The sequence below is a fragment of the Actinacidiphila guanduensis genome, from assembly GCF_900103985.1.
GTDB classification, from domain to species: Bacteria; Actinomycetota; Actinomycetes; order Streptomycetales; family Streptomycetaceae; genus Actinacidiphila; species Actinacidiphila guanduensis.
Genome location: NZ_FNIE01000002.1, coordinates 81201 through 104443, shown reverse-complemented (window position 1 = coordinate 104443; position 23243 = coordinate 81201). Strand labels below are relative to the sequence as shown.

Here is a 23243-nt window from a genome sequence, read left to right as displayed (position 1 = left end):
CCCGGACCGACCCGGGCTGACCCGCACTGAGACACCCGCCGCTCGGCTGCGGGCCGGGCCCGCAGCCCGGGGGCGGCGTCTCAGGGAGCAGTGAAGACGGCGGGCAGCGTCGTGGGGGCGCGCTGCCACAGGGACTGGCGCCAGGGGAGCGGCGGGGCCGGCGTGGGCAGGGCGAGGTCCGGCAGCCGGTCGAGGAGCACTTCGAGCGCGGCGGTGGCGATGGTCTCGGCGAGCGCCGGGGCGGGCGCGGGGCAGCGGTGCGGCCCGTGGCTGAAGGCCAGGTGCGCCTGGTTGTGGACGAGCGCGCCGGGCCCGGTGCCGTGGGAGATGTGCGGGTCGGCGTTGGCCGCCGCCAGGCTCAGCACCAGGCAGTCGCCGCGGGCGATCCGCCGCCCGCCCAACTCGGTGTCCCTGGTGGCCCAGCGGCCGATGATGTTCTGGGTGGGCGGCTCGTTCCACAGCACCTCGTTGAGCGCCTGGCCCACGCTGTGCCGGCCGCCGGACAGGGTGAGCGCGAACCGCTCGTCGGTGAGCATCAGCCGCAGGGTGTTGCCGATCCAGTCCGCGGTGGGCCGCCGCCCGGCCGCGAAGATCGTCAGCAGGTCGTGGACGATCTCCTCGTCCGTGAGCTCGGCGGGGTGGGCGAGCAGCAGGGCGGGCAGGTCGGGGCCGCCGCGGGCGGGCTCCCGGCGGGCCCGGTCCACCAGGGTCTGCACCAGCGCGCGCACCCGGGCCGCCGCCGCGTCCGTCTCGTAGGGCCGCCCGCCCGCGGACGGGCCACCGCCGGTGCGGTGCCCGCCGGTATCCGGGTCGGGCGCGAACGGGCCCGCGCCGGGCGGGCGGCTGCCGGGTGCGGGTTCGGCGGGGCGGTAGGAGCCGTACGGGCCGGTCGCGGAGGTGCGGTGGCCACCGGTGTCGGGGTCCCCCGGGCCGGGGTCCGCGGCCGGCGGCCGGCCGGGGTAGGGGGCGTGCGGGGCGGCCGTGTCACGGACCAGGTCGGCCGTCTCGTGGCCGCGCAGGCCCAGCAGGCCCGCCATCACCTGGAGCGGGACGACCTCGGCGTAGTCGGCCATCAGGTCGGCGCGGCCGGCCCCGGCGAAGCGGTCGACGGCCGCGTCGGCGGCCTGCTCGCTGCGCTGCCGCAGCTCGAACTGGTCCACCTCGGCCAGCACGTCGGCGATCGCCCCGGCCCGGCGCCGGTGCTCGGCGCCCTCGGTGAAGCGGACCGACGGGGTGTGCGCGATGTCGGCGAGCAGCGGCCAGTTGGGCGGCAGCCGGTCCCAGGCGTGCCAGCGGCGCGGGTCGCGCCCGAACAGCTCGGGGTTCCCGGCGACGTAGTGCACCTCGCGGTAGCCGAGCACGAGCCAGGCGGGCACCTCGCGATGCAGCAGCACGGGCGCGACCGGGCCGTACTTCGCCCGCAGCGCCCGGTAGTACGCGGCGGGGTCGGCGTGGTCGAAGTCCGGCTGCGGCTCGGGGCCCGCGGTCCCGTACGGCGGCACCGGCCCCCAGGGCGGTACCGGTTGCGGCGGGCCGGGCAGCTCCAGTGCCCGCCCCTCGGCCCGCGTGCCCTGCGGCGGCACCACGTCCTCGGGCCGCTCTCCCCCGTGCATCCGGCTCACACCGCCACCCTCCCCTGCCGCAGCGCCCGACCGATCCCGCCCGCGCCGGCGCACGGCCCGAAGATCCGCTGCTCGGTGGGGGGTTGCGCGCGGGGTCCGGCGTGCGCCGTGACAGCGCGGGCGGCGCGGAGGCGCACATTCCGCCGCCCGCCGCACAGAGGGGCGTACCCAGCGGGCCGCCCGATGATGCCGCTCGGATGTGAGGGCGGTGTGCGCGAAATGTGCGCCTTCCCCGGTGGCCCCAACTGCCGGTTCTCCGCCGGGTGGTGGCCGCCCTCGTGCGCCCGCCGGTGCGCCGCGGGGCAGGTCGCTCGCATGCGGGCCCTAGAGGTTCTGCAGCGCACGGAGCACCTTCTTGAGCGTGTCCGGCGGGGGGAGGGCCGCCGTACCCGCCGGGACCGGGGCCGGGCGGCGCACGGTGACGCGGCCGGCCGCGATGAGGTCGCCCAGCAGTATCTTGACCACCCCCACGGGCAGCCCGACCCGCCCGGCCAGCTCCGCCACGGCGACCGGGCGCCCGCACAGCTGCAGGATGCGCACGTGTTCCGAGGGCATCCCCGGCACCGGCCCGCTCTCCCGCACCACCCGCGTGAGCAGGTCCAGACGCGGCGCGGACGCGCTGCTGCGGCCACCGGTGAGGGTGTAGAGCCGGTCCGGTACGCCGCTGTCGACCGGCCCGCGGCTCATGCCGGGGACTTCCCGTACGGGCCGACAGGGCCGGCCGTCCCGGCGGGGCCCACCGTGCCGTACGGACCGTTCCCGGCGTCCTCACGGAGCGGGCCCAGCGATTGCAGCGGCCCCAGGTCGTCCACCCCGTCCCTGGCGAAGTGGCGGGCGCCCGCGCGCGGGTCGGCGCGCACGAGGTCGGCGACCGTCTCCACCAGGCGGCCCATGCCGCGGCCGATCGCCCCCGCATCGGCGAACTCCTCGCCGATCACCGCGAGATGGGCGCCGGAGCCGGCGGCCACGATGAACAGGGCGCCGCCGTGGAACTCCGTCATGGACTGGCGCACCCCGCCGCTGCCGTCGCCGAACTCCGCGGAGGCGCCGTGCGCCAGGCTCTGCATGCCGGAGGCGACCGCGGCGAGCCGGTCGGCGCGGTCGGCGGACAGCTCGGGGGAGCGGCCCAGTCTCAGGCCCTCCGCCGACAGGACCAGGGCGTGCCGGGCGCCCGGCGTTGCCGCCACGAACTCCCCGAGCAGTGCGTCGACTTCGGACCCGCTGGTGGTCATCGGCCGTTCTCCCCTCCCGTGCTGGCGGTGCCGGGTTCCCCCGGCGCTGTCCGGCCGGCCGCGTCGCCGCCGGCCTCCCCGGGCGCCGCGACGCGCTGCCCGCCGGAGGCGGCGTCGCGGAAGGCGCCGAACCGCTCCCCCGCGGACGGCTCCGCCTCGGCCCGCGCCCGGGTGGTGTGCTCGTGCTCGTCGAGGACCGGGATGGTCCAGGTGCCGGAGGCGTCGGCGGGCTCCCCGGCCTCCAGCGCCGCGTCCATCGCCGCGGCCAGCCCCCGTCCCCGCGTCCGCTTCGGCAGCGGGGTGCCCGGGGACGCCTCGGGCCCGATGCCGGTGGGCGGCACGGTGAAGGGCCGCTCCTCGCGGCCGCTGTGCCGGGTCTCCTCCGGGGCCGCGGTGCCGGCGAACTCCCCGTAGTGCGCGGCCTCCTCGGCGCCCGGCACCCCGTACGGCCGTGCCGCCGGGGCCTGTGGGTAGGCGTCCTCGAACCCGGTTCCGGGCTGCGGGGGCCGGCGGGTGATCAGGCTCGCCGGTATGAGGACGACGACGCCGGTGCCGCCGCGCGAGGAGGGCCGGAAGGAGACCCGCAGGCCGTGCTTGCGGGCCAGCCGGCCGACGACGGCCAGGCCGAGCCGGGTGCCGGTCGGCGCCCCGCCCCCGCCCGCGACGAGCTGCTCCGCGCGGGCCAGTGTCGCGTCCGGCATCACCAGGCCGGCGTCCTCGACGGTGACGACGACGCCGGCGTGCGTCTCCTGCACGTAGACGTGCACCTCCTCGCTGGGCGGCGAGAAGTTGCAGGCGTTGTCCATGAGTTCGGCCAGCGCGTGCATCACGCCCTCGGCCGCGTGCCCCGCGACGGCCGCGGTGCTGCTGGAGTGCAGCCGCACCCGCTGGTAGGCGGGGATGCGGCCCATCGCGCCGCGCAGCACGCTCTCCATGACGATCGGCCGGGTCCAGCGCCGCCCGGAGCGGGCGCCGCTGAGCACGGCGACGCTGTCGGCGAGCCGTCCGGCCTGCGCGGTGGAGTGGTCCAGGCGCAGCAGGTCGTCCAGGACGTGCTCGTCGTGCCGCTCCTCCATCTCCCGCAGATCGGCGAGCATCGTGGTGGTGAGCGCCTGGACGCGGGCCGCCGCGCCCGCGACGGCGGCGAGCCCCGCGGCCCGCGCCCGCTCGGCCGCGGCCAGTTCGCGGACCACGGCCGCGAGCAGCAACCGGTGGGCCTCGGTGGCGGGTTGGGGCAGGTGCGGCAGCACCGCCTCGGCCGAGTCGCCGGCCCGCAGCCGGGCCGCGGCCAGCGGCACCGCCTGCTCGGCGAGCCGCACCGCCTCGGCCTCCAACTCCGCGGTGCGCGCGGTCTGCTCGCGCAGCGCGGTGCGCACGGTGGTCTCGGCGGCGGCCGCGGCCCTGCGCCGGGCGTCGGCCTGGCGCACCCCCCGCCTGGCCGCCTCCAGTTCGGCGGCCGCGCGCCGGGTCGCCTCGGCATGCAGGTTCAGGGTGCGGGCGGTCTCCTCGCGCAACTCCGCGACGCCGTCGCGCAGTTCGCGGGCGAGCCGGCGGCGGGACAGGCCCAGCGCCACGGTGGCGCCGAGCAGGGCGGCGGCCGCGGCTCCCACCGCGGTGACCAGCGGGCGGTCGGCGGCCGTGGCGCGGCCGGCCGCCCAGGCGCAGGCCGCGCCCGCCGCCAGCACGGCGGCGCAGGCGGCCGCGGCGGTGCGGACGACGGCGGAGCGGTGGTGCGGTGCCTCGGGCGGTAACTCGTGCGCTGGTGACGTGCCTTGCGATGACATCACTTCGTACCTCATCGCGGCCGGGCCGCAGCCCGACCGCCGTTCCGGGAACGTTGACGTGCACACGTGAGCAAAGGTGGGTCCGCCACACCCTACTCGCCAAACTCGTCTTTAACGCCCGGAACGCGAGGGATTGCTCATCGGAACGTCACTGGATCATCACCGCCCGTGCCCTGCGCCGCCCGTGGCACCCCGATGACCCGACTCGCCCTGTGACAGCCCGTGTTCAGGTGGTGAAGGTGATGGTGGACAGGATGGCGTCCGCCAGGTCCTGGTCGCCCTCGATCTTGAGCTTGTCGTCACGCACCGCGGTCGGCTTCACCCGCCCGGTGAACAGCCGCAGGAAGGTCTCCCAGTCCACGACGAAGGTCACCGCGGGGCCGAGCGAGACCGCCGAGTCGATGGTGCCGCGGCCCTCGGCGTCCACCCGGACCGTCCGCATGAACTCCAGCGGCCCGTGCACGTCGAAGACGACCGCGGAGCCCGGCTTGGCGCCGGCGTCCTGCGCGACGGTCTTCGGCAGCGGGCGCAGCAGCCAGTCGCGGGCGAGCACTCCTGCGGCCGAGGCGAGGTTGGCCGGCTTGTCCAGGGCCCGCCGCAGATCCTGCTCGTGCACCCACACATCGAACACCCGTGACCACAGCTGCTCTTCGAGAGTGATCTCGCCGCCGCCGATCGCGCGCACCTTGGCGTCCGGCTGGCGCGACTCGTTGCGCAACTGCCGGGCCCGGCGCAGGATCGTGTAGTCCAGCTCCGCGGTCATCTCGGGCGCGGTGTGGTGGCGGCGGATGTCCACCGGCACCTCGGTGTAGCGGGCCAGCTCGCTGGTGATGTGCCGCAGGTCGCTGGGCAGGCTGTGGATGGGCCGGGGGTCGCCCAGCAGTTCGCACTCGAAACCGATGATGTGCGAGACGACATCGCGCACGGACCAGTAGGGGCATTCCGTGGGGCGGTTCCACTCCCCCTCGGAGAGCGGCGCGACCAGGTCGTTGATGGATTCGATGGAGTGGGTCCAGGCGTCGATGTACGGCTGGATCTTGCTGTGGACGGTCACGGGACCCCTCGACGGTCGGAGCGCGGTCGTGGTGGTTTGGCGCCTAAGTTAGTCTTCGCGCGGGCGCCCACGCAGTGCTTTCGAGTGACGATGGTAGGCCCGACTTGACGACACAACGTATGGGCGGTGTCCAGATGCGCGCAACGCTTCTCCAGATCGACGTGGACCCGGACGAGAAGATCACCCGTCGGCGGGAGCGCGTGGCGGGTCTGGTGCGCGCCCAGCGGGGGGCCGATCTGGTCGTGCTGCCCGAGCTGTGGCCCGTCGGGGCCTTCGCCGCCGAGGAGTTCGGGGCGCAGGCCGAGTCCGCCGAGGCCGGCCCGACCGCCGAGGCGATGGCCGCGGCCGCGCGCGACGCCGGGGTCTGGCTGCACGCCGGCTCGGTCGTCGAACGCGCCCCGGGCCCGGACGGCAAGGACGCGCTCTACAACACCTCGCTCGTCTTCTCCCCCGACGGCGCCCTGCAGGCGACCTACCGCAAGATCCACCGCTTCGGCTTCGACCGGGGCGAGGCGACCTTGATGTCCGCCGGCGCCACTCCGGTGACCGTGCGTCATCCCTCCGCGGTGCTCGGCCTCGCCACGTGCTACGACCTGCGCTTCCCGGAGCTGTTCCGCCTGCTGGTGGACGGCGGGGCCGAGATCCTGGTGGTCCCGGCCGGCTGGCCCGCCCGCCGGCTCGCCCACTGGCGGCTGCTGGTCCAGGCACGGGCCGTGGAGTCCCAGGCGTACGTGCTGGCCTGCGGGACGGCGGGCACCCACGCGGGCGTCGAGCAGTCGGGGCACAGCATGGCCGTGGACCCCTGGGGCGAGGTGCTCGCCGAGGGCGGCACCGGCGAGGAGGCGGTCACGCTCGACCTCGACCCCGCCCGCGTGGCCGCCACCCGCCGCGACTTCCCGGTCCTGCGCGACCGGGTCCTTGGCCTGCCGCTCCCGCAGGTGCGGTAGCCGGAACAGCCGGAGCAGCCGCAGGAGCCGACGGGCCGCGGCGGGGGAGACCGCACCGGCCCGTCGTCCCCGCGGCCCGGCAACCGTGCGGTGCCGCCCCCTGCGGCCCGGCAACCGTGCGGGCCCGCTGTCACCCGCCCCGCGGGCAACAGCCGGCCGGCCGTCACCCCCAAGGGTCAGTCGTCGTGGTCCTCGTGCTCCTTCTCCACCAGCCGGTCCACGCACACCGCCACCGCGATGAGCATCGCGGCGTCGGCGTCCTCGCGCTCGATGTCGATCGCGTAGGCGTCGCGCAGCGAGAACCAGCGCCGGGAGATCCGGGCGAGGCGCTCGCCCTCGTACTCGATGTCGTACTCCTTGTCGATCAGGTCGCCCCTGATCTCCAGCTCCTCGCCCGAGGCCAGCTCCGCGCGGTAGACGTCCCGCAGCAGGGCGAGCCGCTTCTTGCGGACGGTCACCAGGACCTCGCCGTCCCGCTCGATCGTCATCGCGTCCCGCAGGCTCAGCAGCTTCTTGTGCACCGTGGCCAGCACCTGCCCCGAGGGGTCCTGGAGCTCCAGGGTCTCGCGGACCCGCAGCACCTTGCCGTCCACGTAGAACGCGCGCCGCCCGTTCTCGTCCTCGACCCAGTAGTCGTCGCCGACCGCGAACATCTTCTCTCGCACCACGTATTTCATGGGGGAATGTCTACCCCCGGGAATGCGGTTGGATGGGGTCATGACTGCACGTGCACGCGTCCGGGCGCCCGAGCTGGTCGGCAAGGGCGGCTGGCTGAACACAGGCGACAAGCAACCCACCCTCGCCGACCTGCGCGGATCGATCGTGATCCTCGACTTCTGGACGTTCTGCTGTGTGAACTGCCTGCACGTCCTGGACGAGCTGCGCGAGCTGGAGGAGCGGCACCGCGACACCGTGGTGATCGTGGGCGTGCACTCGCCGAAGTTCGTGCACGAGGCCGAGCACCAGGCCGTCGCCGACGCCGTGGAGCGCTACGAGGTGCACCACCCGGTGCTGGACGACCCCGAACTCACCACCTGGCGGCAGTACGCCGTCCGCGCCTGGCCCACCCTCGTGGTGATCGACCCGGAGGGCTACGTGGTGGCCCAGCACGCCGGCGAGGGCCACGCGCACGCGCTGGAGCGCCTGGTCACCCGCTTGGAGCAGGAGCACGCCGCCAAGGGCACGCTGCGCCGCGGGGACGGCCCCTACGTGCCGCCGGAGCCCGTCGCCACCGACCTGCGGTTCCCCGGCAAGGTCGTCGCGCTGCCGGTCAGCGGCCACTTCCTCGTCTCGGACTCCACCCGGCACGCCCTGGTCGAGCTGGCCGCCGACGGCGAGACCGTCGTGCGCCGGATCGGCACCGGGGAGCGCGGCCTGGCCGACGGCGACGCCGGCACCGCCCGCTTCAGCGAGCCGCAGGGCCTGGCGCTGCTCCCGGACGGCAGCATCATCGTCGCCGACACCGTCAACCACGCGCTGCGCCGGCTGGACCCCGACACCGGCCGGGTCACCACCGTGGCCGGCACCGGCCGCCAGTGGTGGCAGGGCTCGCCCAGCTCCGGCCCGGCCCGCGAGGTGGACCTGTCCTCGCCGTGGGACGTGGCCTGGTTCGAGGACCGGGTGTGGATCGCGATGGCCGGCGTGCACCAGCTGTGGACGTACGACCCGGCCACCGAGCGGGTCGAGGTGGCCGCCGGCACCACCAACGAGGGCCTGGTCGACGGCCACGCGGCCGACGCCTGGTTCGCCCAGCCCTCGGGCCTGTCGGCGGTCGGCGGCCGGCTGTGGGTCGCGGACTCCGAGACCTCCGCGCTGCGCTGGGTGGAGCGGGCCCCCGACGGTGACGGCGGCTACGTGGTGCGCACCGCGGTCGGCACCGGCCTGTTCGACTTCGGGCACCGCGACGGCCCGGCCCGGCAGGCGCTGCTCCAGCACCCGCTCGGCGTCACCGGCCTGCCCGACGGATCGGTCGCCGTCAGCGACACCTACAACAACGCGCTGCGCCGCTACGACCCGGCGACCGGCGAGGTCTCCACGCTGGCCACCGACCTGCGCGAGCCCTCGGACGCGGCCGTGGTGGACGGCGACATCGTGGTGGTGGAGTCCGCCCGCCACCGGCTCACCCGGATGCACCTGCCGGAAGAGGCGGTACGGGTCGAGGCCGTCGCCCACCGCACCCAGCGTGCGGCCACCGACGTGGCGCCCGGCCCCTTCCGGCTGGACGTCGTCTTCAGCGCCCCGATCGGCCAGAAGCTGGACGAGCGCTACGGCCCCTCCACCCGGCTGCTGGTCAGCGCCACCCCGCCGGAGCTGCTCCGGCAGGGCGCGGGCAAGGGCACGGACCTCTTCCGCGACCTGGAGCTCGACCCCTCGGTGCCCGAGGGCGTGCTGCACGTCTCGGCGATGGCCGCCTCCTGCGACGACGACCCGACGAACCCCTATCCGGCCTGCCACGTCCACCAGCAGGACTGGGGCGTGCCGGTGCGGCTGGTGGACAGCGGCGAGTCCCGCCTGGCACTGGTGCTGGCGGGACTCGACCAGAAATAGCGTCCGGCATCCGGCGGTTCAGTACCGCCGGTCGCTCGGGTAGTAGCGCTCCTCGACGACCGGCGGGATGTCGCCCTCCGAGGTCGGCGGGACGCGGCGCCGCTTGAAGATGCTGACGTAGGCGGCGAGTCCGATGACGCCGACGGCCATCATGATGAGCCCGAGCAGGTCCATGTTGACGCCCTTGGCGTGCCAGTCGGTGGCGAAGGTGATGATCGCACCCACGCCGATCAGGATGATGCAGCCTCCGATGCCCACAATGTCCGCCTCCATGGCTCGACTTCACGGTGTGGCTTCGGCTGTCGCCTACCCCCGCGACGCGGGCACATGCAGCACGTCCCCGCAGGTCCGGCCCGAACGCCTCCCCAACTACCCGGCCAGGAAGGCGTACAGGGAGTTGGCGAGGAGGAAGGGGTCGTCCACGGCGCACAGTTCGCGGGCGGAGTGCATCGACAGGATCGGCACGCCGACGTCCACGGTGGTGATGCCGTGCCGGGCGGCGGTGATCGGGCCGATCGTGGTGCCGCACGGCATCGCGTTGTTGGAGACGAAGTGCTGCATCGGCACCCCGGCGCGCTCGCACGCGGCGGCGAAGAGCGCCCGCCCGACGCCGTCGGTGGCGTAGCGCTGGTTGACGTTCGTCTTCAGCAGCGGGCCGCCGCCGGCCCGCGGCCGGTGCGTCGGGTCGTGCCGCTCCGCGTAGTTGGGGTGCACGGCGTGGCTGACGTCGGAGGAGACGCACACCGAGCCGGCCAGCGCGCGCAGCGTGTCCTCGGCGCCGCCGCCGCGGGCCAGCACCGAGCGCTCCAGCACCCGCCCGAGCAGCGGCCCCTGGGCACCGGTGTCGGCCTCGCTGCCGTTCTCCTCGTGGTCGAAGGCGGCCAGCACCGGGATGTACGGCAGCGCCTCGCCCCGAGCGGCGGCCGCGACCAGGGCCGCCGTGCCGGCGTGCACCGAGAGCAGGTTGTCCAGCCGTGGGGCGGCGAGCAGTTCGCGGTCCCGGCCGAGGCGGGCGGGCGGCTGCAGGTCGTACGCCATCAGGTCCCAGCCGAGCACGTCGGCCTCGGGCAGGCCGGCCTGCTCGGCGAGGAAGCCGATCAGGTCGCCGTCCGCGGCGTCGCCCAGCCCCCACAGCGGCTGCATGTGCTGCTGGCGGTCGAGCTTGAGCCCGTCGTTGGCCTGCCGGTCGAGGTGGATGGCGAGTTGGGCCACCCGCAGCAGCGGCCGGTCGACGTCCACCAGGCGTGTGCTGCCGTCGCGCAGCGCGAGCCGCCCGGCGATGCCGAGGTCGCGGTCGAGCCAGCTGTTGAGCAGCGGCCCGCCGTAGATCTCCACCGCGACCTGACGCCAGCCGTTCGAGCCGAGGTCCGGGCGCGGTTTGACCCGCAGGTTCGGCGAGTCGGTGTGCGCGCCGACGATCCGGAACGGCGTCTCGGGCCCGGCGCCCTCGGGCACGTACCAGGCGACAACGGCGCCGCCGCGCAGCACGTACCGCCCGCCGGGTCCGCCCGCCCACCGCTCGCTCTCGGCGACCTGCCGGAAACCGGCCCGCTCCAGCCGCTCGGCGACGGCCGCGACGGCGTGGTACGGCGTGGGCGCGGCCTGGACGAACGCGGCCAGGTCGTCGGTGTGGGCGCTTTCGAAGGGCGCGGTGGTCGGCTCTGTGGTCATGCCCGACAGCTTATTTCGGCCACCGGTGCGGCAGGCCGCACGGGTGGCGGCCCGCCGCACTCGGCGTGGGGGGAGGCGGTCTGCGGGGCCCCGGTGCGGCGCCGGCGGGAGCGGGTCCCGGGGCGCCGTTGCCGCGCGGCCCGGGCCGGCCGGGTCAGGCGGCGGGGGCGAGGAGGGTCAGAAGGACTCCTCCGGCAGGTCCATGACGTCGAGCGTGACGGCCTCGGCTATCGACCGCTGGGTGCCGACGCCCGGCAGGACGGTGGCCGCGAAGAACTTCGCCGCCGCGATCTTGCCCGCGTAGAACGCCCGGTCCTTCCCCGTGGCCGAGGGCAGCTTCTCGGCGGCCACCGAGGCGCCGCGCAGCAGCAGGTAGCCGGTGACGACGTCGCCGGAGGCGAGCAGCAGCCGGGTGGTGTTCAGGCCGACCTTGTAGATCGAGCGGACGTCCTTCTCGGTGGCCGCCAGGTCGTTGAGCATGCCGCCGACAATCGCCTCCAGGTCCGCGGCCGCCCGGGCGAGCTGCTCGCGGGCCGCCGACAGCTCCTGGCCGCCGGTCTCCTCGGCGAGGAACTTCTTGATCTCCTCGCTGAGCGTGGTCAGCGCCTCGCCGCGGTCGCGGACGATCTTGCGGAAGAAGAAGTCCTGGCCCTGGATCGCGGTGGTGCCCTCGTAGAGGGTGTCGATCTTGGCGTCCCGGATGTACTGCTCGACCGGGTACTCCTGCAGGTAGCCGGAGCCGCCGAAGGTCTGCAGCGACTGGGCGAGCTGCTCGTAGGAGCGCTCGGAGCCGTAGCCCTTGACGATGGGCAGCAGCAGGTCGTTGAGGCCGTGCAGCTGGCGGGCGTCCTCGCCGCGGGCCTCGGCGGCCTGGATGGCGTCCTGCACGCTCGCGGTGTAGAGCACCAGGGCGCGCATGCCCTCGGCGTACGCCTTCTGCGTCATCAGGGAGCGGCGGACGTCGGGGTGGTGGGTGATCGTCACCTTCGGCGCGGCCTTGTCGGTGAACTGCGCCAGGTCCGGGCCCTGCACGCGCTCCTTGGCGTACTCCAGCGCGTTGAGGTAGCCGGTGGACAGGGTGGCGATCGCCTTGGTGCCGACCATCATGCGGGCGAACTCGATGATCCGGAACATCTGCCGGATGCCGTCGTGCTTGCCGCCGACCAGCCAGCCCTTGGCCGGGTGGGAGTCACCGAAGGTCAGCTCGCAGGTGTTGGAGACCTTCAGGCCCATCTTGTGCTCGACATTGGTGGCGTACACGCCGTTGCGCTCGCCGAGTTCGCCGGTCTCGGGGTCGAACTCGTACTTCGGCACCAGGAAGAGGGACAGGCCCTTGGTGCCGGGCCCGGCGCCCTCGGGGCGGGCCAGCACGTAGTGGAGGATGTTGTCCGACAGGTCGTGCTCGCCCGAGGTGATGAAGCGCTTGACGCCCTCGATGTGCCAGCTGCCGTCCTCCTGGGGCAGCGCCCGGGTGCGGCCGGCGCCGACGTCGGAGCCGGCGTCGGGCTCGGTGAGCACCATGGTGGAGCCCCACTGCTTCTCCACGGCCAGCGCGGCGATCTTCTTCTGCTCCTCGGTGCCCTCCTCGAAGAGGATGCCGGCGAACGCCGGGCCCGAGGTGTACATCCACACCGCCGGGTTGGCGCCCAGCACCAGCTCGGCGTAGGACCAGATCAGGGAGCGGGGGGCGGTGGTGCCGCCGATCTCCTCGGGCAGGCCCAGCCGCCAGTACTCGGCGTCCATGAAGGCGCGGTAGCTCTTCTTGAACGTCTCCGGGAGCGGCGCGGTGTGCGTCTTGGGGTCGAAGACCGGCGGGGTGCGGTCGGAGTCGGCGAAGGAGGCCGCCAGTTCGCCCTCCGACAGCCGGGCGATCTCGGCGAGGATGTCCTTGGCGGTGTCCACGTCCATGTCGGCGAAGGGACCCGTGCCGTAGACCGCGTCGCGGCCCAGGACCTCGAAGAGGTTGAACTCGATGTCGCGGAGGTTGGACTTGTAGTGGCCCATGACGACGGCTCCGTATCGCTGCTGCTGGTGACGACAGGTCGTTAGGTGAACGCGCAAGAAGAGGCGGCTGTCCCCACATGATGCTACCCGCCGGTAATAAGAGGCAACCCCCACCGGTCCGATGTGACGGCCGCCTCGCCGCCCGCGGGGGCGCGCGGAGTCGATACCCTTGGGCGCGTGTACGGCTACGAGCAGAGCGTGAATACGGGGATGGGGCAGCCCATGGGCGGCGCCCCGATGGGCGGGGGCTACCCGGAGCCGTCGCCTGCCTACCCCGAACCGTCCCCGCCGTCGCTCGCCGACGCGGTACGGGCGTTCACCACCGGGGCGATGATGGCCGAGGACTTCCAGGCGGTCTTCGCCACCTCCAAGGTGTACTGCCCGCGCGGTGAGAACCCCGGGTTCCTCGCGCTCCACGACACCCAGCAGCCGGTGATCCCGATGTTCACCTCGCTGAAGGAGCTGCGGCGGTACGCGGGCAAGGAGTCCAAGTACTTCGTCATCACCGGCGCCGAGGTGCTCGACCTGCTGCCCACCGGCTACGGCTTCGTGCTCGACATCGAGGGTCAGCACCGGATGGTGTTCGACGCGAAGGCGGTCGAGCAGATGGTGGACTTCACGATGCGGCGGATGTACGGCTGAGGCTCCCTTCCGGTTCCGTGAGGGAACAGTCACGGCTTGCTAGATGTTCAGAGTTCAACTAACTTGGACGTCGAGCGTCCAGAAGGAGGCCTCGCCATGCCCGCCGTGACCGTCGAGAACCCGCTGGCCCTGCCCCGGGTGACCGCCCCCGCCGATGCCCGGCCGCGCCCCGCGCTGTCGGTGAGCACCGCGCCGACCGGCCTGGAGGGCGAGGGCTTCCCCGTCCGCCGCGCCTTCGCCGGGATCGACTACCGCCACCTGGACCCCTTCATCCTGATGGACCAGATGGGTGAGGTCGACTACGCCGCCGGTGAGCCCAAGGGCACGCCCTGGCACCCGCACCGCGGCTTCGAGACGGTGACGTACATCATGGACGGCACCTTCATCCACCAGGACTCGCACGGCGGCGGCGGGACCATCACCAACGGCGACACCCAGTGGATGACCGCCGGGTCCGGCCTGCTGCACATCGAGACCCCGCCGGAGTCGCTGGTGCTCAGCGGCGGCCTCTTCCACGGCCTGCAGCTGTGGGTGAACCTGCCGAAGGCGGACAAGATGATGCCGCCGAAGTACCAGGACCTGCGGGCCGGCGGGCTGAAGCTGCTCACCTCCGGCGACGGCGGCGCCCTGATCCGGCTGATCGCCGGCGACCTCGACGGGCACGTCGGCCCCGGTGCCACCCACACGCCGATCACGATGATCCACCTGTCGGTGAACCCCGGCGCCACGGTCACGCTGCCCTGGCGGGCGGACTTCAACGCGCTTGCCTACGGGATGGCCGGCCACGGCTTCGCGGGTCCCGAGGCCCGCCCGTTCCGGATGGGCCAGGCGGTCGTCTTCGGCCAGGGCGACTCGCTGACCGTCCGCGCGGCCGAGGACCAGGACTCCCGGTCGGCCAACTTCGAGGTCGTCCTCCTGGGCGGCCTGCCGATCCGCGAGCCGATGATGCAGTACGGCCCCTTCGTGATGAACACCCACGCCGAACTGGCCCAGGCCTTCGAGGACTTCCAGGCCGGCCGGCTGGGCACGATCCCGGCCGACTCCCCGTACGGGCGCTGATCCCTCCGGGGGTCGCGACAGGGGGCCCGCCGGCGGTTCGTCCGGCGGCTCCCGCCGCGGTCCGCCGAGTGGTCCCTACGACGCCTCGGCCGTCGGGCCGGCCCCGGACGGGGCGGTGGTTCCGATGAGTTCGAGGAGGTTGCCCTCCGGATCGGCGACATACGCGTAGCGCATGCCGTCGGTCACGCCGGGCGCGGGGGAGGACACGGGGGCGGCGCCGCATTCCCCGGTCAGGCGGGCGAATGCGGCGTCGAGGTCCGCCACGTGCAGGGCGAGGTGGGTGTACGTCTGCACGGCGGTGGCGGCGAAGGCATCGGCGGGGGCGGCCGGTTCCGACCCGGGGCGCTGCACCAACTCCACCCGGAGCCCGTCGGGGTCGCCGGGGTTGCTGAGCACGACCGTGCGTACGCCGGCGTCGGGCAGTTCGAGCCGCTCCTCGACGCGGTCGAGGCCGAAGGCGCGGCCGTACCAGGCCTCCAGAGCGGGCAGGTCGGCGACGGACAGGCTGATGTGGTGGAAGCGGACGGTGGGCGCGGTGCTCATGGGGTTCTCCTTGCTGCGGCGGCGCGGGCTCGTGCCGTGGTGGACCGGGCTTGGGGGCGCGGTGAGGGCGCGGGCTCGCGGGCGTCGTGAGGGCGCGGGTCTGCGGCCGCTGTGAGGTTAATGGTGTTTACCTGGTAAGCGATGTTAACCTTAGCCGCATGAATCCGCCCGTCAAGCGCCGTCCGAGTGGCCGGCATCACGGGAACCTGCGCAACGACCTGCTGCGGGCCGCCCTCGAACTCGTCGGGGAGCGCGGCCCGCACGGCTTCACTCTCGCCGAGGCGAGCCGCCGGGCCGGGGTGAGCGTCGCGGCCCCGTACAAGCACTTCGCCGACCGCGAGTCGCTGCTCGCCGAGCTGGCCGTGCAGGGCTACCGCACCCAGCGGGAGCGCTTCGCCGCGGCGCTGGCGGGCGACGACGACCCGGTGGAGCAGCTGGGCCGGTTCGCCGCCGCGTACGTGCGCTTCGCCGCCGAGGAGCCCGCGCTGTTCGACGTCACCTTCCACGCGGGCATCGACAAGTCCCGCTTCCCCGGCCTCGCTTCGGCCGGCGACGAGGTCTCGGCGCTCCTGCTCCCCGTGGCCCGCCGCCTCACCGCCTCCGACGAGGCCGCCTTCGAACTCCTCCTGCGCGTCGCCTCCGCCGCCCACGGCCTCGCCGAGTTCCTCCGCCAGGGCCTCTTCGGCCTCCCCGCCGAAGCCCTCCCCGCCACCGAATCCCGCGCCACCACCACGGCCCGCACGCTGGCCACCACGTGAAGGCGTCTCGGTGACCCATCGGTCCGCCGAGGCGCGGCCGGGGATCCCGGCTGCTGTCACCTCGCTGACGGCTCGGTGATACGCGGGCAGGGCCGGAACAGGTCGCCGCCGTCCGCGGGGGCTGCGCGACTTCGCCGACCACCTCTCCGCCCTCGCCAAGGAGCGCGGCGGGGACCGGGTGACGGGCGGGTGCGGCCGCGCTCCGCCGCGTGGGCCCCGGGATGCGGTTTGATCGGGGCGAAAGGTGCCTTACGGGACGAAGGCGCCCGCGCGAGAGAGGCGGCATCCGTGAGCGGGAGCACTGCGGCCGGCGGCACCTACGAACCCCGCCGGATCTCACGCCAGCAACTGCTGTTCGGCGGGGTGTACGGCACCGTGCTCGCCAGCGCCCTGGCCGCCGCGCTGGACGAGAACGGCACTCCCAACGCGAGCTACGACGCCCTGTGGATCTTTTTGTCGGCCGTCGCGGCCGCCGCCGCCCACGGCTACGCCCACGCCATCGCGCACTGGGCCCCGCACACCCGCCGGGTCACCGCGCAGACCGTACGGTCCGTGCTCCACGAGTGGCCGCTGGTCGCCGCGGTGCTGCCCACCGTGGCCGCGTTGCTAGGCGCCGCCTTGCACTGGTGGACCGAGGACCACGCCGTCAACACCGCCATGGCGATCAACACCGCGGCCCTGTTCGGCTGGGGGCTGTGGACCGCCCGGGTCGCCCGCCAGAGCTGGGCCACGGCGTGCCGGGTCGGCGCCATGGACGTCCTGCTCGGCCTGTTCATCGTGGCGGCCAACATCCTCAGCCACTGAGCACGCGAGCCGACTCGGCCCGCCGGCCGCGTCCGCCGTCAGGCGGCCTGCCGCTTCTCGAACAGCTCGAACCAGATCGCCTTTCCGTCGCCCCGCGGGTCCACGCCCCAGGAGTCGGCCAGCTCCTCGATCAGGAACAGGCCGCGGCCGGAGGAGGCCAGCTCGCCCGGGGTGCGGCGGTGCGGCATGTCGTCGGAGGTGTCGGCGACCTCCACGTGCAGCCGCCGGGTGCCCGGCATGCCGGTGGCCGTGATGCTCAGCACCGCGTCGTCGTCGGTGTGCACCAGCACGTTCGTGATCAGCTCGGAGACCAGCAGCACCGCGGACTCGAACTGGTCCGGCGAGGCCCAGTCGTGCAGCAGCGCGCGCACGTCGTCGCGGGCCGAGCGGATCTGGCTCGGGGCGGACTGCGGGATGGTGAGCACGGCCCGCCGCTCCGGCATCGCGCAGGTGGGCCCGTCCGGGTCCCGGCGCAGGAGCAGCAGCGCGATGTCGTCCTCGCGGCGGTCGGCGAGCGGGCCCGTGGTGTGGTGCGAGGCCGGGCCGTGCACCGCCCGCACCATCGCGTCGGCCAGCTCCTCCAGCTTCTCCGCCGGGCCCGCCTCGAAGACGTCGCACAGCCGCCGCCACCCGGTGTCCAGGTCGTGCCCACCGGTCTCGATCAGCCCGTCGGTGCACATCAGCAGCACCTCGCCGGGCTCCAGCACCAGCCGGGTCGTCGGGTAGTCGGTGTCGGGCCGCACGCCCAGCGGCAGGCCGCCGGCGGTGCGGCGCAGGATCGTCGTCCCGTCACTGAGCCGGATCGCCGGCTCGGGGTGCCCGGCCCGGGCCACCTCCAAGGTGCCGTCGGCCGGGTCGACCTCCATGTAGAGGCAGGTGGCGAAGCGGGCGTCGTCCGGGCCACCGTCCCGGGCCGCCTGGTCGGCGAGGCCGGCCAGGAAGCGGGAGGTGCGGGAGAGCACCGCGTCGGGGCTGTGGCCCTCGGCCGCGTACGCCCGCAGCGCGATCCGCAGCTGGCCCATGATCCCGGCCGCCCGCACGTCGTGGCCCTGCACGTCGCCGACGACCAGCGCGGTACGGCCCGAGGGCAGGTCGATCACGTCGTACCAGTCGCCGCCGACCTGCAGACCGCCGCCGGTCGGCACGTAGCGCGCGGCGAGCGCCATGCCGTCGATCTCGGGCTCGCGCGCGGGCAGCATGGTGCGCTGCAGCCCGTCGGACAGGGCCCGCTCCGACTCGTGCAGGTGGGCCCGGGACAGCGCCTGGGCGAGCATCCGCGCCACGGTGGTGAGCACCGAGCGCTCCTCGGGGCTGAAGTCCACCTGGTCGCGGAAGGCCGCCATCCACGAGCCGATCGTGGTGCCGGCCACGACGAGCGGCAGGTACGCCCACGAGGAGCGGCCGTACGGCTTCACCATGGGCCAGCTCTCCGGGTACTGCGCCCGGTAGGACTCGGGGCTGGTCAGGTAGATCGCCCGGCCGGTGCGCACGGCGGCCGCCGCCGGGTAGTCCGTGCTGAGCGGCATGTCGACGGCGAAGGAGTCGGCGAGGTCCTGGCCGTGGTGGCCGATCAGGGAGAGCCGGTCGCCCTCCACGCCGAAGACCGCCAGGCCGTCGGGGGAGAAGCCGGGCATCGACAAGGTGGCCGCGACCCGCAGCACCTCGGCGGTGGAGTCCGCCTCGGCGAGCGCCCGCCCGGCGTCCAGCAGGAACGCCTCGCGGGCCCGCCGCCAGTCGCCCCTGCGCAGCCGGCCGCCGCGGGCCTCGTCCGCCCCCTGCGGGTGCGGCAGGCCGCGGTGGGCGCTGTCGGGCACGCTCTCGTGCCCGCCGGCCAGGTGCACGCCCTCGGGCAGGCGCACCCCGCCGACTGCGTCCGCACTGCCCGCGATCCCTGCCGCCATGTCCTCCTCCATACCGCCGCCCACGTCGTGTGCCTCGCGCACTTCGTGGACGGTGCCGGTGAGCAGGGGGCCCTGCGGCCGCAGCCTGACCCGGACCGCCCGCTCCACCGTGCCCTCGTCGCCGACCACCCGCAGGACCGATTCGGCAACGGTGCCCTCGGCGATCGCCAGGGAGACCGCACCGGCCAACTCCACGTAGTCGCTCGGGTGCAGCCGGGCACGCACGGCCGCCGACCGGTGGGTGGCCGCGCCGCCGGAGAGCCCCAGCAGCCGCGCCGCCCGCCCGTCGACCGTCACCGTGCCGGTGGACTCGTCCCACTGCCACAGGCCGCAGCCCACAGCGGCGAGTACGTCCTCTGTGCGCATTCCGCCAGTTTATGGCGTTCAGCGTGTTATGGGCGAACCTGGGCGCCGTATCCCCCGAGGGCCGCACGAGGCCGCGCCGGTACGCTGTGACCACCCACGACCCACCCACGCCGAGGACGAACCTGATGCACCGGTACCGGTCCCACACCTGCGGAGAGCTGCGCGCCACCGACGTCGGCACCGACGTCCGCCTGTCCGGCTGGCTGCACAATCGCCGCGATCTGGGCGGCATCCTGTTTGTCGACCTGCGCGACCACTACGGCTTCACGCAGCTCGTCGTCCACCCCGGGTCGCCGGTCTACGAGCAGCTGAGCAGCCAGTCCAAGGAGTCGGTGCTGCGGGTCGACGGCCGCGTCGTGGCCCGCTCGGCGGAGAACGTCAACCCGGAGCTGCCCACCGGCGAGGTCGAGGTCGAGGTGACCTCGGTCGAGGTGCTCGGCGCCGCCGACCCGCTGCCCTTCCCCGTCTTCCCCGAGGACAACGCCAACGAGGAGATGCGGCTCACCAACCGCTTCCTCGACCTGCGCCGCCAGCGCATGCACCGCAACATCATGCTGCGCACCCAGGTGATCTCCTTCCTGCGCCGCGAGATGACCGCGCTCGGCTTCAACGAGATGGCCACGCCGATCCTGTCGGCGACCTCCCCCGAGGGCGCCCGCGACTTCCTGGTGCCCTCCCGGGTGCACCCCGGCAAGTTCTACGCACTGCCGCAGGCACCGCAGCAGTTCAAGCAGCTGCTGATGATCTCCGGCTTCGACCGATACTTCCAGATCGCGCCCTGCTTCCGCGACGAGGACTCGCGCGCCGACCGCTCGCCCGGCGAGTTCTACCAGCTCGACGTCGAGATGAGCTTCGTGGAGCAGGAGGACGTCTTCGGCGTCATCGAGAAGGTGATGACCGACCTGTTCACCGAGCTGGGCGGCGGCCGCCGGGTCACCTCGCCCTTCCCGCGCATCCCCTTCCGCGAGTCGATGCTCAAGTACGGCAACGACAAGCCGGACCTGCGCACCTCGCTCGAACTCGTCGACGTCTCCGCGGTGTTCGCCGACTCCGACTTCAAGGCGTTCGCCGGCAAGCACGTGCGGGCGCTGGCCGTGCACGACACCGCGGACCAGCCGCGCAAGTTCTTCGACTCGCTCGGCGAGTACGCGGTCTCGCTCGGCGCCAAGGGCCTGGCCTGGGTGCGGGTCGGCGACGGCAACGCGCTCACCGGCCCGATCGCGAAGTTCCTCACCGAGGCGGACACCGCCGCGCTGCTGTCCGCGGTGGGCGCCAAGCCCGGCACCGCGATCTTCTTCGGCGCCGGCGAGTTCGACGAGGTCTCGAAGATCATGGGGCCGGTGCGGGTCGAAGCGGCCCGGCGGGCCGGGCAGTTCGAGGAGGACGTCTTCCGCTTCTGCTGGATCGTGGACTTCCCGATGTTCGAGCGGAACGAGGACACCGGCGCGATCGAGTTCTCGCACAACCCGTTCTCCATGCCGCAGGGCGGCCTGGAGGCGCTGGAGACGAAGGACCCGCTGGACATCCTCGCCTGGCAGTACGACATCGTGTGCAACGGCATCGAGCTGTCGTCCGGGGCGATCCGGAACCACGAACCGGACGTGATGTACAAGGCGTTCGAGATCGCCGGGTACTCCCGCGAGACGGTGGAGGCGGAGTTCGGGGGCATGCTGCGGGCGTTCCACTTCGGGGCGCCCCCGCACGGCGGCATCGCGCCGGGCGTCGACCGCATGGTCATGCTGCTCGCCGACGAGCCCAACATCCGCGAGACGATCGCGTTTCCGCTCAACCAGAACGCGCAGGATCTCCTCATGGGGGCGCCGTCCTCCGTCGAGGACACCCGCCTGCGCGAACTCCACATCCAGCTCCGCAAGCAGCAACCGAAGTAACCCCGCCTCACGCCCTGCGGGCAAGTACCAAGGGGGCGCCGGGGATACCCCGGCGCCCCTGAAGTGTCACGGTGTGCCGCAGTGCGCAGCGGGACCTCGCGGGGGCGACAGGGAAACCCGGGTACGGATCGGCGCCCCCGTGAGGCAACCGCAGGGACTTCGCACCGCGTTGGAAGGGTGTGGAGAGGACACACGGTGAGCGAACCCGGGTTCGAGGAGTGGGTCGCGGCACGGAGCCCGCGGCTGCTCCGCGTCGCCTGGCTGCTCACGGGCGACGCCCATCTCGCGGAGGACCTGCTGCAGACCGTGCTCGCCCGGATCTGGCCCAAGTGGTCCAAGATCGCGGGGGAGAACCCGGAGGCGTACGCGCGCGCGGCGCTCGTGCACACGCACGCCTCGTGGTGGCGGCGACGATGGCGGGGCGAACTCCCGCACGGCGAGGTGCCCGACCGGCCCGCGGACGCCGACCCCTTCTCGGCGGTGGACCTGGAGCACGCCCTCGCGGACGCGATCCGCGCGCTGCCGGTGCGGCAGCGCGCGGTCGTCGTGCTGCGCTACTTCGAGGACCTGACCGTCGCGGAGACCGCGGCGGTCCTGCGCTGCTCGGAGGGCACCGTCAAGAGCCAGGCGTCCAAGGCCCTGCACAACCTGCGCGGCCGGCTGCCCGGCATCGTGGCCGTGGACGGCGGTGAGCGGCGTTGAGCGGCATGGCCGATGAGTCCGCCCGCGGGCCGGGCCGGACCGGCGCCGACGGCGTGCAGGCAGGCGAGGAGGACGAGCTGCGCGTGCTGCTGGCCCGGGTCGTCCCTCAACTCGCCCCGCCCCCGCAGCGGATGGCGCGGGTGCGGGAGCGGCTGCGGCGCCGCAGGCGGCGCCGGGCGGCCGGTGCCGTGGCGGTCGTGGCGGCGGCGGTCACCGCGGCCGTCCTGCTGCCGGGGGCCGGCGACGGCCCCGGCTCGCTCGGGCCCACCCCGCCCACCTCTCCCCAGGCCGCCGGGACACCGACGGCCGTCGCCGGGCCCGCCACCGGGCCGAGTGCGTCGACCCAGCCTCCCTCGTACGCCGCCGACGCCCGCGTCTTCGGCGAACTCACCGGCCTGCGGCTGGAATTGCCCAAGGGCTGGCACACGCTGACCGCCCCGAAGCAGTCCACCGCCTTCGTCTCCTCGCAGGCGCTCGGCCTGCCGGGGGACGGCTGCTTCCACCCGCTCGACGACTTCTGCACGCCGCTGGTGCGCCAGCTTACCCCGGGCGGCACCCTCATCCAGTTCGCCCTGGAGCACAACCAGGGCATGGCCGACAAGGCCCGCCTGCGCGGCGACCTGCCCGGCGCCCGCCCACTGCTCACGGCCTGCCGCACGGTGGGCGGCACCAGCCAGTTGGCCGCCGAGATCGCCGACGGCTCCGGCTCCGACGTGCTGGTCGTCGCGACGGCGTGCCTGTCGCACCCCACACCGGAGCAGGACGCGCTGGCCCGCCAGATCCTGTCCTCCGCCGACTTCTCCTGAAGGGCACCACCCCGAATGCCTACCGCACGCGGCCGCAACCGCGCCGTACTCGCCGCCGCCGCGCTCGTGGCGTCCCTGGCCCTCGCCGGGTGCATGTCCAGCGCGTCCGGCGCGCGCCCCTCGCACCTGTCCGAGCAGGCCCCCGTCGGCGGCGCCTCGCACGCGGCCGACGCCGGCCGGGCCGGGCGCTCCGCCCCGGAACCGGACCCGACCACCCCCGCCCCGGCCGGACTGCCCGGCGTCGGGCCGCGCACCGCGGCGCGGATCCCCGCCGACGCCCGGCAGGCCGTGCTCGTCACCGGCAAGGGCCGCGACTCCTCGACGTCGAAGGTGCAGCTCTTCGTCCGCGACCCGGTGACCGGCTGGTCGCCGGCCGGCCCGGTGTGGTCCGCGCACAACGCGCTCAAGGGCTGGACCGCCGACCACCACACCGGCGACCTGCGCTCCCCCATCGGCGTGTTCACCCTCACCGACGCCGGCGGCCGGTTCGCCGACCCGGGCACCAAGCTCACCTACGACCACGCGCCCATCGGCTTCTCCTCCCCCGGCACGGGCTTCCACGGCGAGTCGCTGCGCGACGCCTTCGACTACGTGATCGCCATCAACTACAACCGCAAGCCCGGGACATCACCGCTGGACTGGACCCGGCCGCTGGGCCAGTCCCGCGGCGGCGGCATCTGGCTGCACGTGGACCACGGCGGCCCCACCCAGGCGTGCGTCTCGCTGCCGCTGTCGGTGATGCGCACCCTGCTGACCACCCTGGACCCCGACGAGCACCCGGTGGTCGTGATGGGGGACGCGGCGGACCTGAGCCGTTGAGCCGCTGAGTCGCCGGCCTGGTTCATGACGAAGCCGCCGGACTCCCCGTGCGGGGGAGTCCGGCGGCTTTTGCCGGACCGGTGGGGACGGGCC

At 74.0% G+C, this 23243-nt stretch carries 21 protein-coding genes; 10 read left to right on the top strand and 11 right to left on the bottom strand.

Annotated features, from left to right (window positions below; all coding sequences use genetic code 11):
• Nucleotides 1–80: 80 nt before the first annotated feature.
• From BLR33_RS03725 to BLR33_RS03705, 5 genes are all read right to left on the bottom strand, one after another.
• A complete protein-coding gene (locus BLR33_RS03725) occupies nt 81–1613 on the bottom strand; it encodes a cytochrome P450 (protein WP_245771194.1) in 1533 nt (510 codons plus the stop codon).
• A 333-nt stretch (nt 1614–1946) separates the two neighbouring features.
• Complete coding sequence (locus tag BLR33_RS03720) at nt 1947–2309, bottom strand: DUF742 domain-containing protein (RefSeq protein ID WP_093782820.1); 363 nt, start codon at nt 2307–2309, stop codon at nt 1947–1949.
• Nucleotides 2306–2854, bottom strand: coding sequence for a roadblock/LC7 domain-containing protein (locus BLR33_RS03715; protein ID WP_093782819.1), 549 nt, complete (start codon nt 2852–2854; stop codon nt 2306–2308). The genes BLR33_RS03720 and BLR33_RS03715 overlap by 4 nt, the downstream gene beginning before the upstream one ends.
• Nucleotides 2851–4638 (bottom strand): sensor histidine kinase, encoded by a 1788-nt coding sequence (locus BLR33_RS03710; protein ID WP_143031618.1) that lies wholly within the window; start codon nt 4636–4638, stop codon nt 2851–2853. Before BLR33_RS03710 ends, BLR33_RS03715 begins: the two co-directional genes overlap by 4 nt.
• A 226-nt stretch (nt 4639–4864) precedes the next feature.
• Nucleotides 4865–5692 (bottom strand): maleylpyruvate isomerase family mycothiol-dependent enzyme, encoded by an 828-nt coding sequence (locus BLR33_RS03705; protein ID WP_093782818.1) that lies wholly within the window; start codon nt 5690–5692, stop codon nt 4865–4867.
• Nucleotides 5693–5826: 134 nt separating this feature from the next.
• On the opposite strand from BLR33_RS03705, the gene BLR33_RS03700 reads away from it, so the two are divergent.
• Nucleotides 5827–6639 (top strand): carbon-nitrogen family hydrolase, encoded by an 813-nt coding sequence (locus BLR33_RS03700; protein ID WP_093783238.1) that lies wholly within the window; start codon nt 5827–5829, stop codon nt 6637–6639.
• A 176-nt stretch (nt 6640–6815) separates the two neighbouring features.
• Here BLR33_RS03700 and BLR33_RS03695 read toward each other — a convergent pair whose 3' ends face one another.
• Nucleotides 6816–7316 carry an LURP-one-related/scramblase family protein gene (locus BLR33_RS03695; protein ID WP_093782817.1) on the bottom strand — a complete coding sequence of 167 codons (501 nt, stop codon included), beginning with the start codon at nt 7314–7316 and terminating at the stop codon, nt 6816–6818.
• Between the two features lie 40 nt (nt 7317–7356).
• Between BLR33_RS03695 and BLR33_RS03690 the strand changes: the two genes are divergently transcribed.
• A complete protein-coding gene (locus BLR33_RS03690) occupies nt 7357–9186 on the top strand; it encodes an NHL domain-containing thioredoxin family protein (protein ID WP_093782816.1) in 1830 nt (609 codons plus the stop codon).
• A gap of 18 nt (nt 9187–9204) precedes the next feature.
• Here the strand turns inward: BLR33_RS03690 and BLR33_RS03685 are convergent, their stop codons facing one another.
• From BLR33_RS03685 to BLR33_RS03675, 3 genes are all read right to left on the bottom strand, one after another.
• On the bottom strand, nt 9205–9444 hold the full coding sequence (locus BLR33_RS03685) for a hypothetical protein (RefSeq protein WP_093783237.1): 240 nt from the start codon (nt 9442–9444) through the stop codon (nt 9205–9207).
• A 111-nt stretch (nt 9445–9555) separates the two neighbouring features.
• Nucleotides 9556–10857: a M18 family aminopeptidase gene (locus tag BLR33_RS03680; protein WP_093782815.1), complete on the bottom strand. Its 1302-nt coding sequence runs from the start codon at nt 10855–10857 to the stop codon at nt 9556–9558.
• A gap of 177 nt (nt 10858–11034) precedes the next feature.
• Nucleotides 11035–12861, bottom strand: a complete 1827-nt coding sequence (locus BLR33_RS03675) for an acyl-CoA dehydrogenase (protein ID WP_093782814.1) — start codon at nt 12859–12861, stop codon at nt 11035–11037.
• A 177-nt stretch (nt 12862–13038) separates the two neighbouring features.
• Here BLR33_RS03675 and BLR33_RS03670 point away from each other — a divergent pair, with 177 nt between their 5' ends.
• Together BLR33_RS03670 and BLR33_RS03665 are read left to right on the top strand one after the other, a co-directional pair.
• On the top strand, nt 13039–13503 hold the full coding sequence (locus BLR33_RS03670) for an SseB family protein (RefSeq protein WP_407639628.1): 465 nt from the start codon (nt 13039–13041) through the stop codon (nt 13501–13503).
• Between the two features lie 96 nt (nt 13504–13599).
• Nucleotides 13600–14562: a pirin family protein gene (locus tag BLR33_RS03665; RefSeq protein ID WP_093782812.1), complete on the top strand. Its 963-nt coding sequence runs from the start codon at nt 13600–13602 to the stop codon at nt 14560–14562.
• A gap of 75 nt (nt 14563–14637) precedes the next feature.
• Here the strand turns inward: BLR33_RS03665 and BLR33_RS03660 are convergent, their stop codons facing one another.
• Entirely contained in the window at nt 14638–15105 is a 468-nt protein-coding gene (locus BLR33_RS03660) for a VOC family protein (RefSeq protein WP_093782811.1), read from the bottom strand.
• Nucleotides 15106–15263: 158 nt separating this feature from the next.
• On the opposite strand from BLR33_RS03660, the gene BLR33_RS03655 reads away from it, so the two are divergent.
• A complete protein-coding gene (locus BLR33_RS03655; protein WP_093782810.1) occupies nt 15264–15863 on the top strand; it encodes a TetR/AcrR family transcriptional regulator in 600 nt (199 codons plus the stop codon).
• Between the two features lie 288 nt (nt 15864–16151).
• Nucleotides 16152–16667 (top strand): hypothetical protein, encoded by a 516-nt coding sequence (locus tag BLR33_RS03650; RefSeq protein WP_245771139.1) that lies wholly within the window; start codon nt 16152–16154, stop codon nt 16665–16667.
• A gap of 38 nt (nt 16668–16705) precedes the next feature.
• Here the strand turns inward: BLR33_RS03650 and BLR33_RS03645 are convergent, their stop codons facing one another.
• Entirely contained in the window at nt 16706–18934 is a 2229-nt protein-coding gene (locus BLR33_RS03645; protein WP_093782809.1) for an ATP-binding SpoIIE family protein phosphatase, read from the bottom strand.
• 125 nt (nt 18935–19059) lie between these two features.
• Between BLR33_RS03645 and aspS the strand changes: the two genes are divergently transcribed.
• From aspS to BLR33_RS03625, 4 genes are all read left to right on the top strand, one after another.
• Nucleotides 19060–20823, top strand: a complete 1764-nt coding sequence (gene aspS / locus BLR33_RS03640; protein ID WP_093782808.1) for an aspartate--tRNA ligase — start codon at nt 19060–19062, stop codon at nt 20821–20823.
• Nucleotides 20824–21018: 195 nt separating this feature from the next.
• Nucleotides 21019–21525: a SigE family RNA polymerase sigma factor gene (locus BLR33_RS03635; RefSeq protein ID WP_245771138.1), complete on the top strand. Its 507-nt coding sequence runs from the start codon at nt 21019–21021 to the stop codon at nt 21523–21525.
• Between the two features lie 5 nt (nt 21526–21530).
• Nucleotides 21531–22331 (top strand): hypothetical protein, encoded by an 801-nt coding sequence (locus BLR33_RS03630; protein ID WP_093782806.1) that lies wholly within the window; start codon nt 21531–21533, stop codon nt 22329–22331.
• Nucleotides 22332–22346: 15 nt separating this feature from the next.
• Nucleotides 22347–23150: a hypothetical protein gene (locus BLR33_RS03625; RefSeq protein WP_093782805.1), complete on the top strand. Its 804-nt coding sequence runs from the start codon at nt 22347–22349 to the stop codon at nt 23148–23150.
• Nucleotides 23151–23243 lie beyond the last annotated feature (93 nt).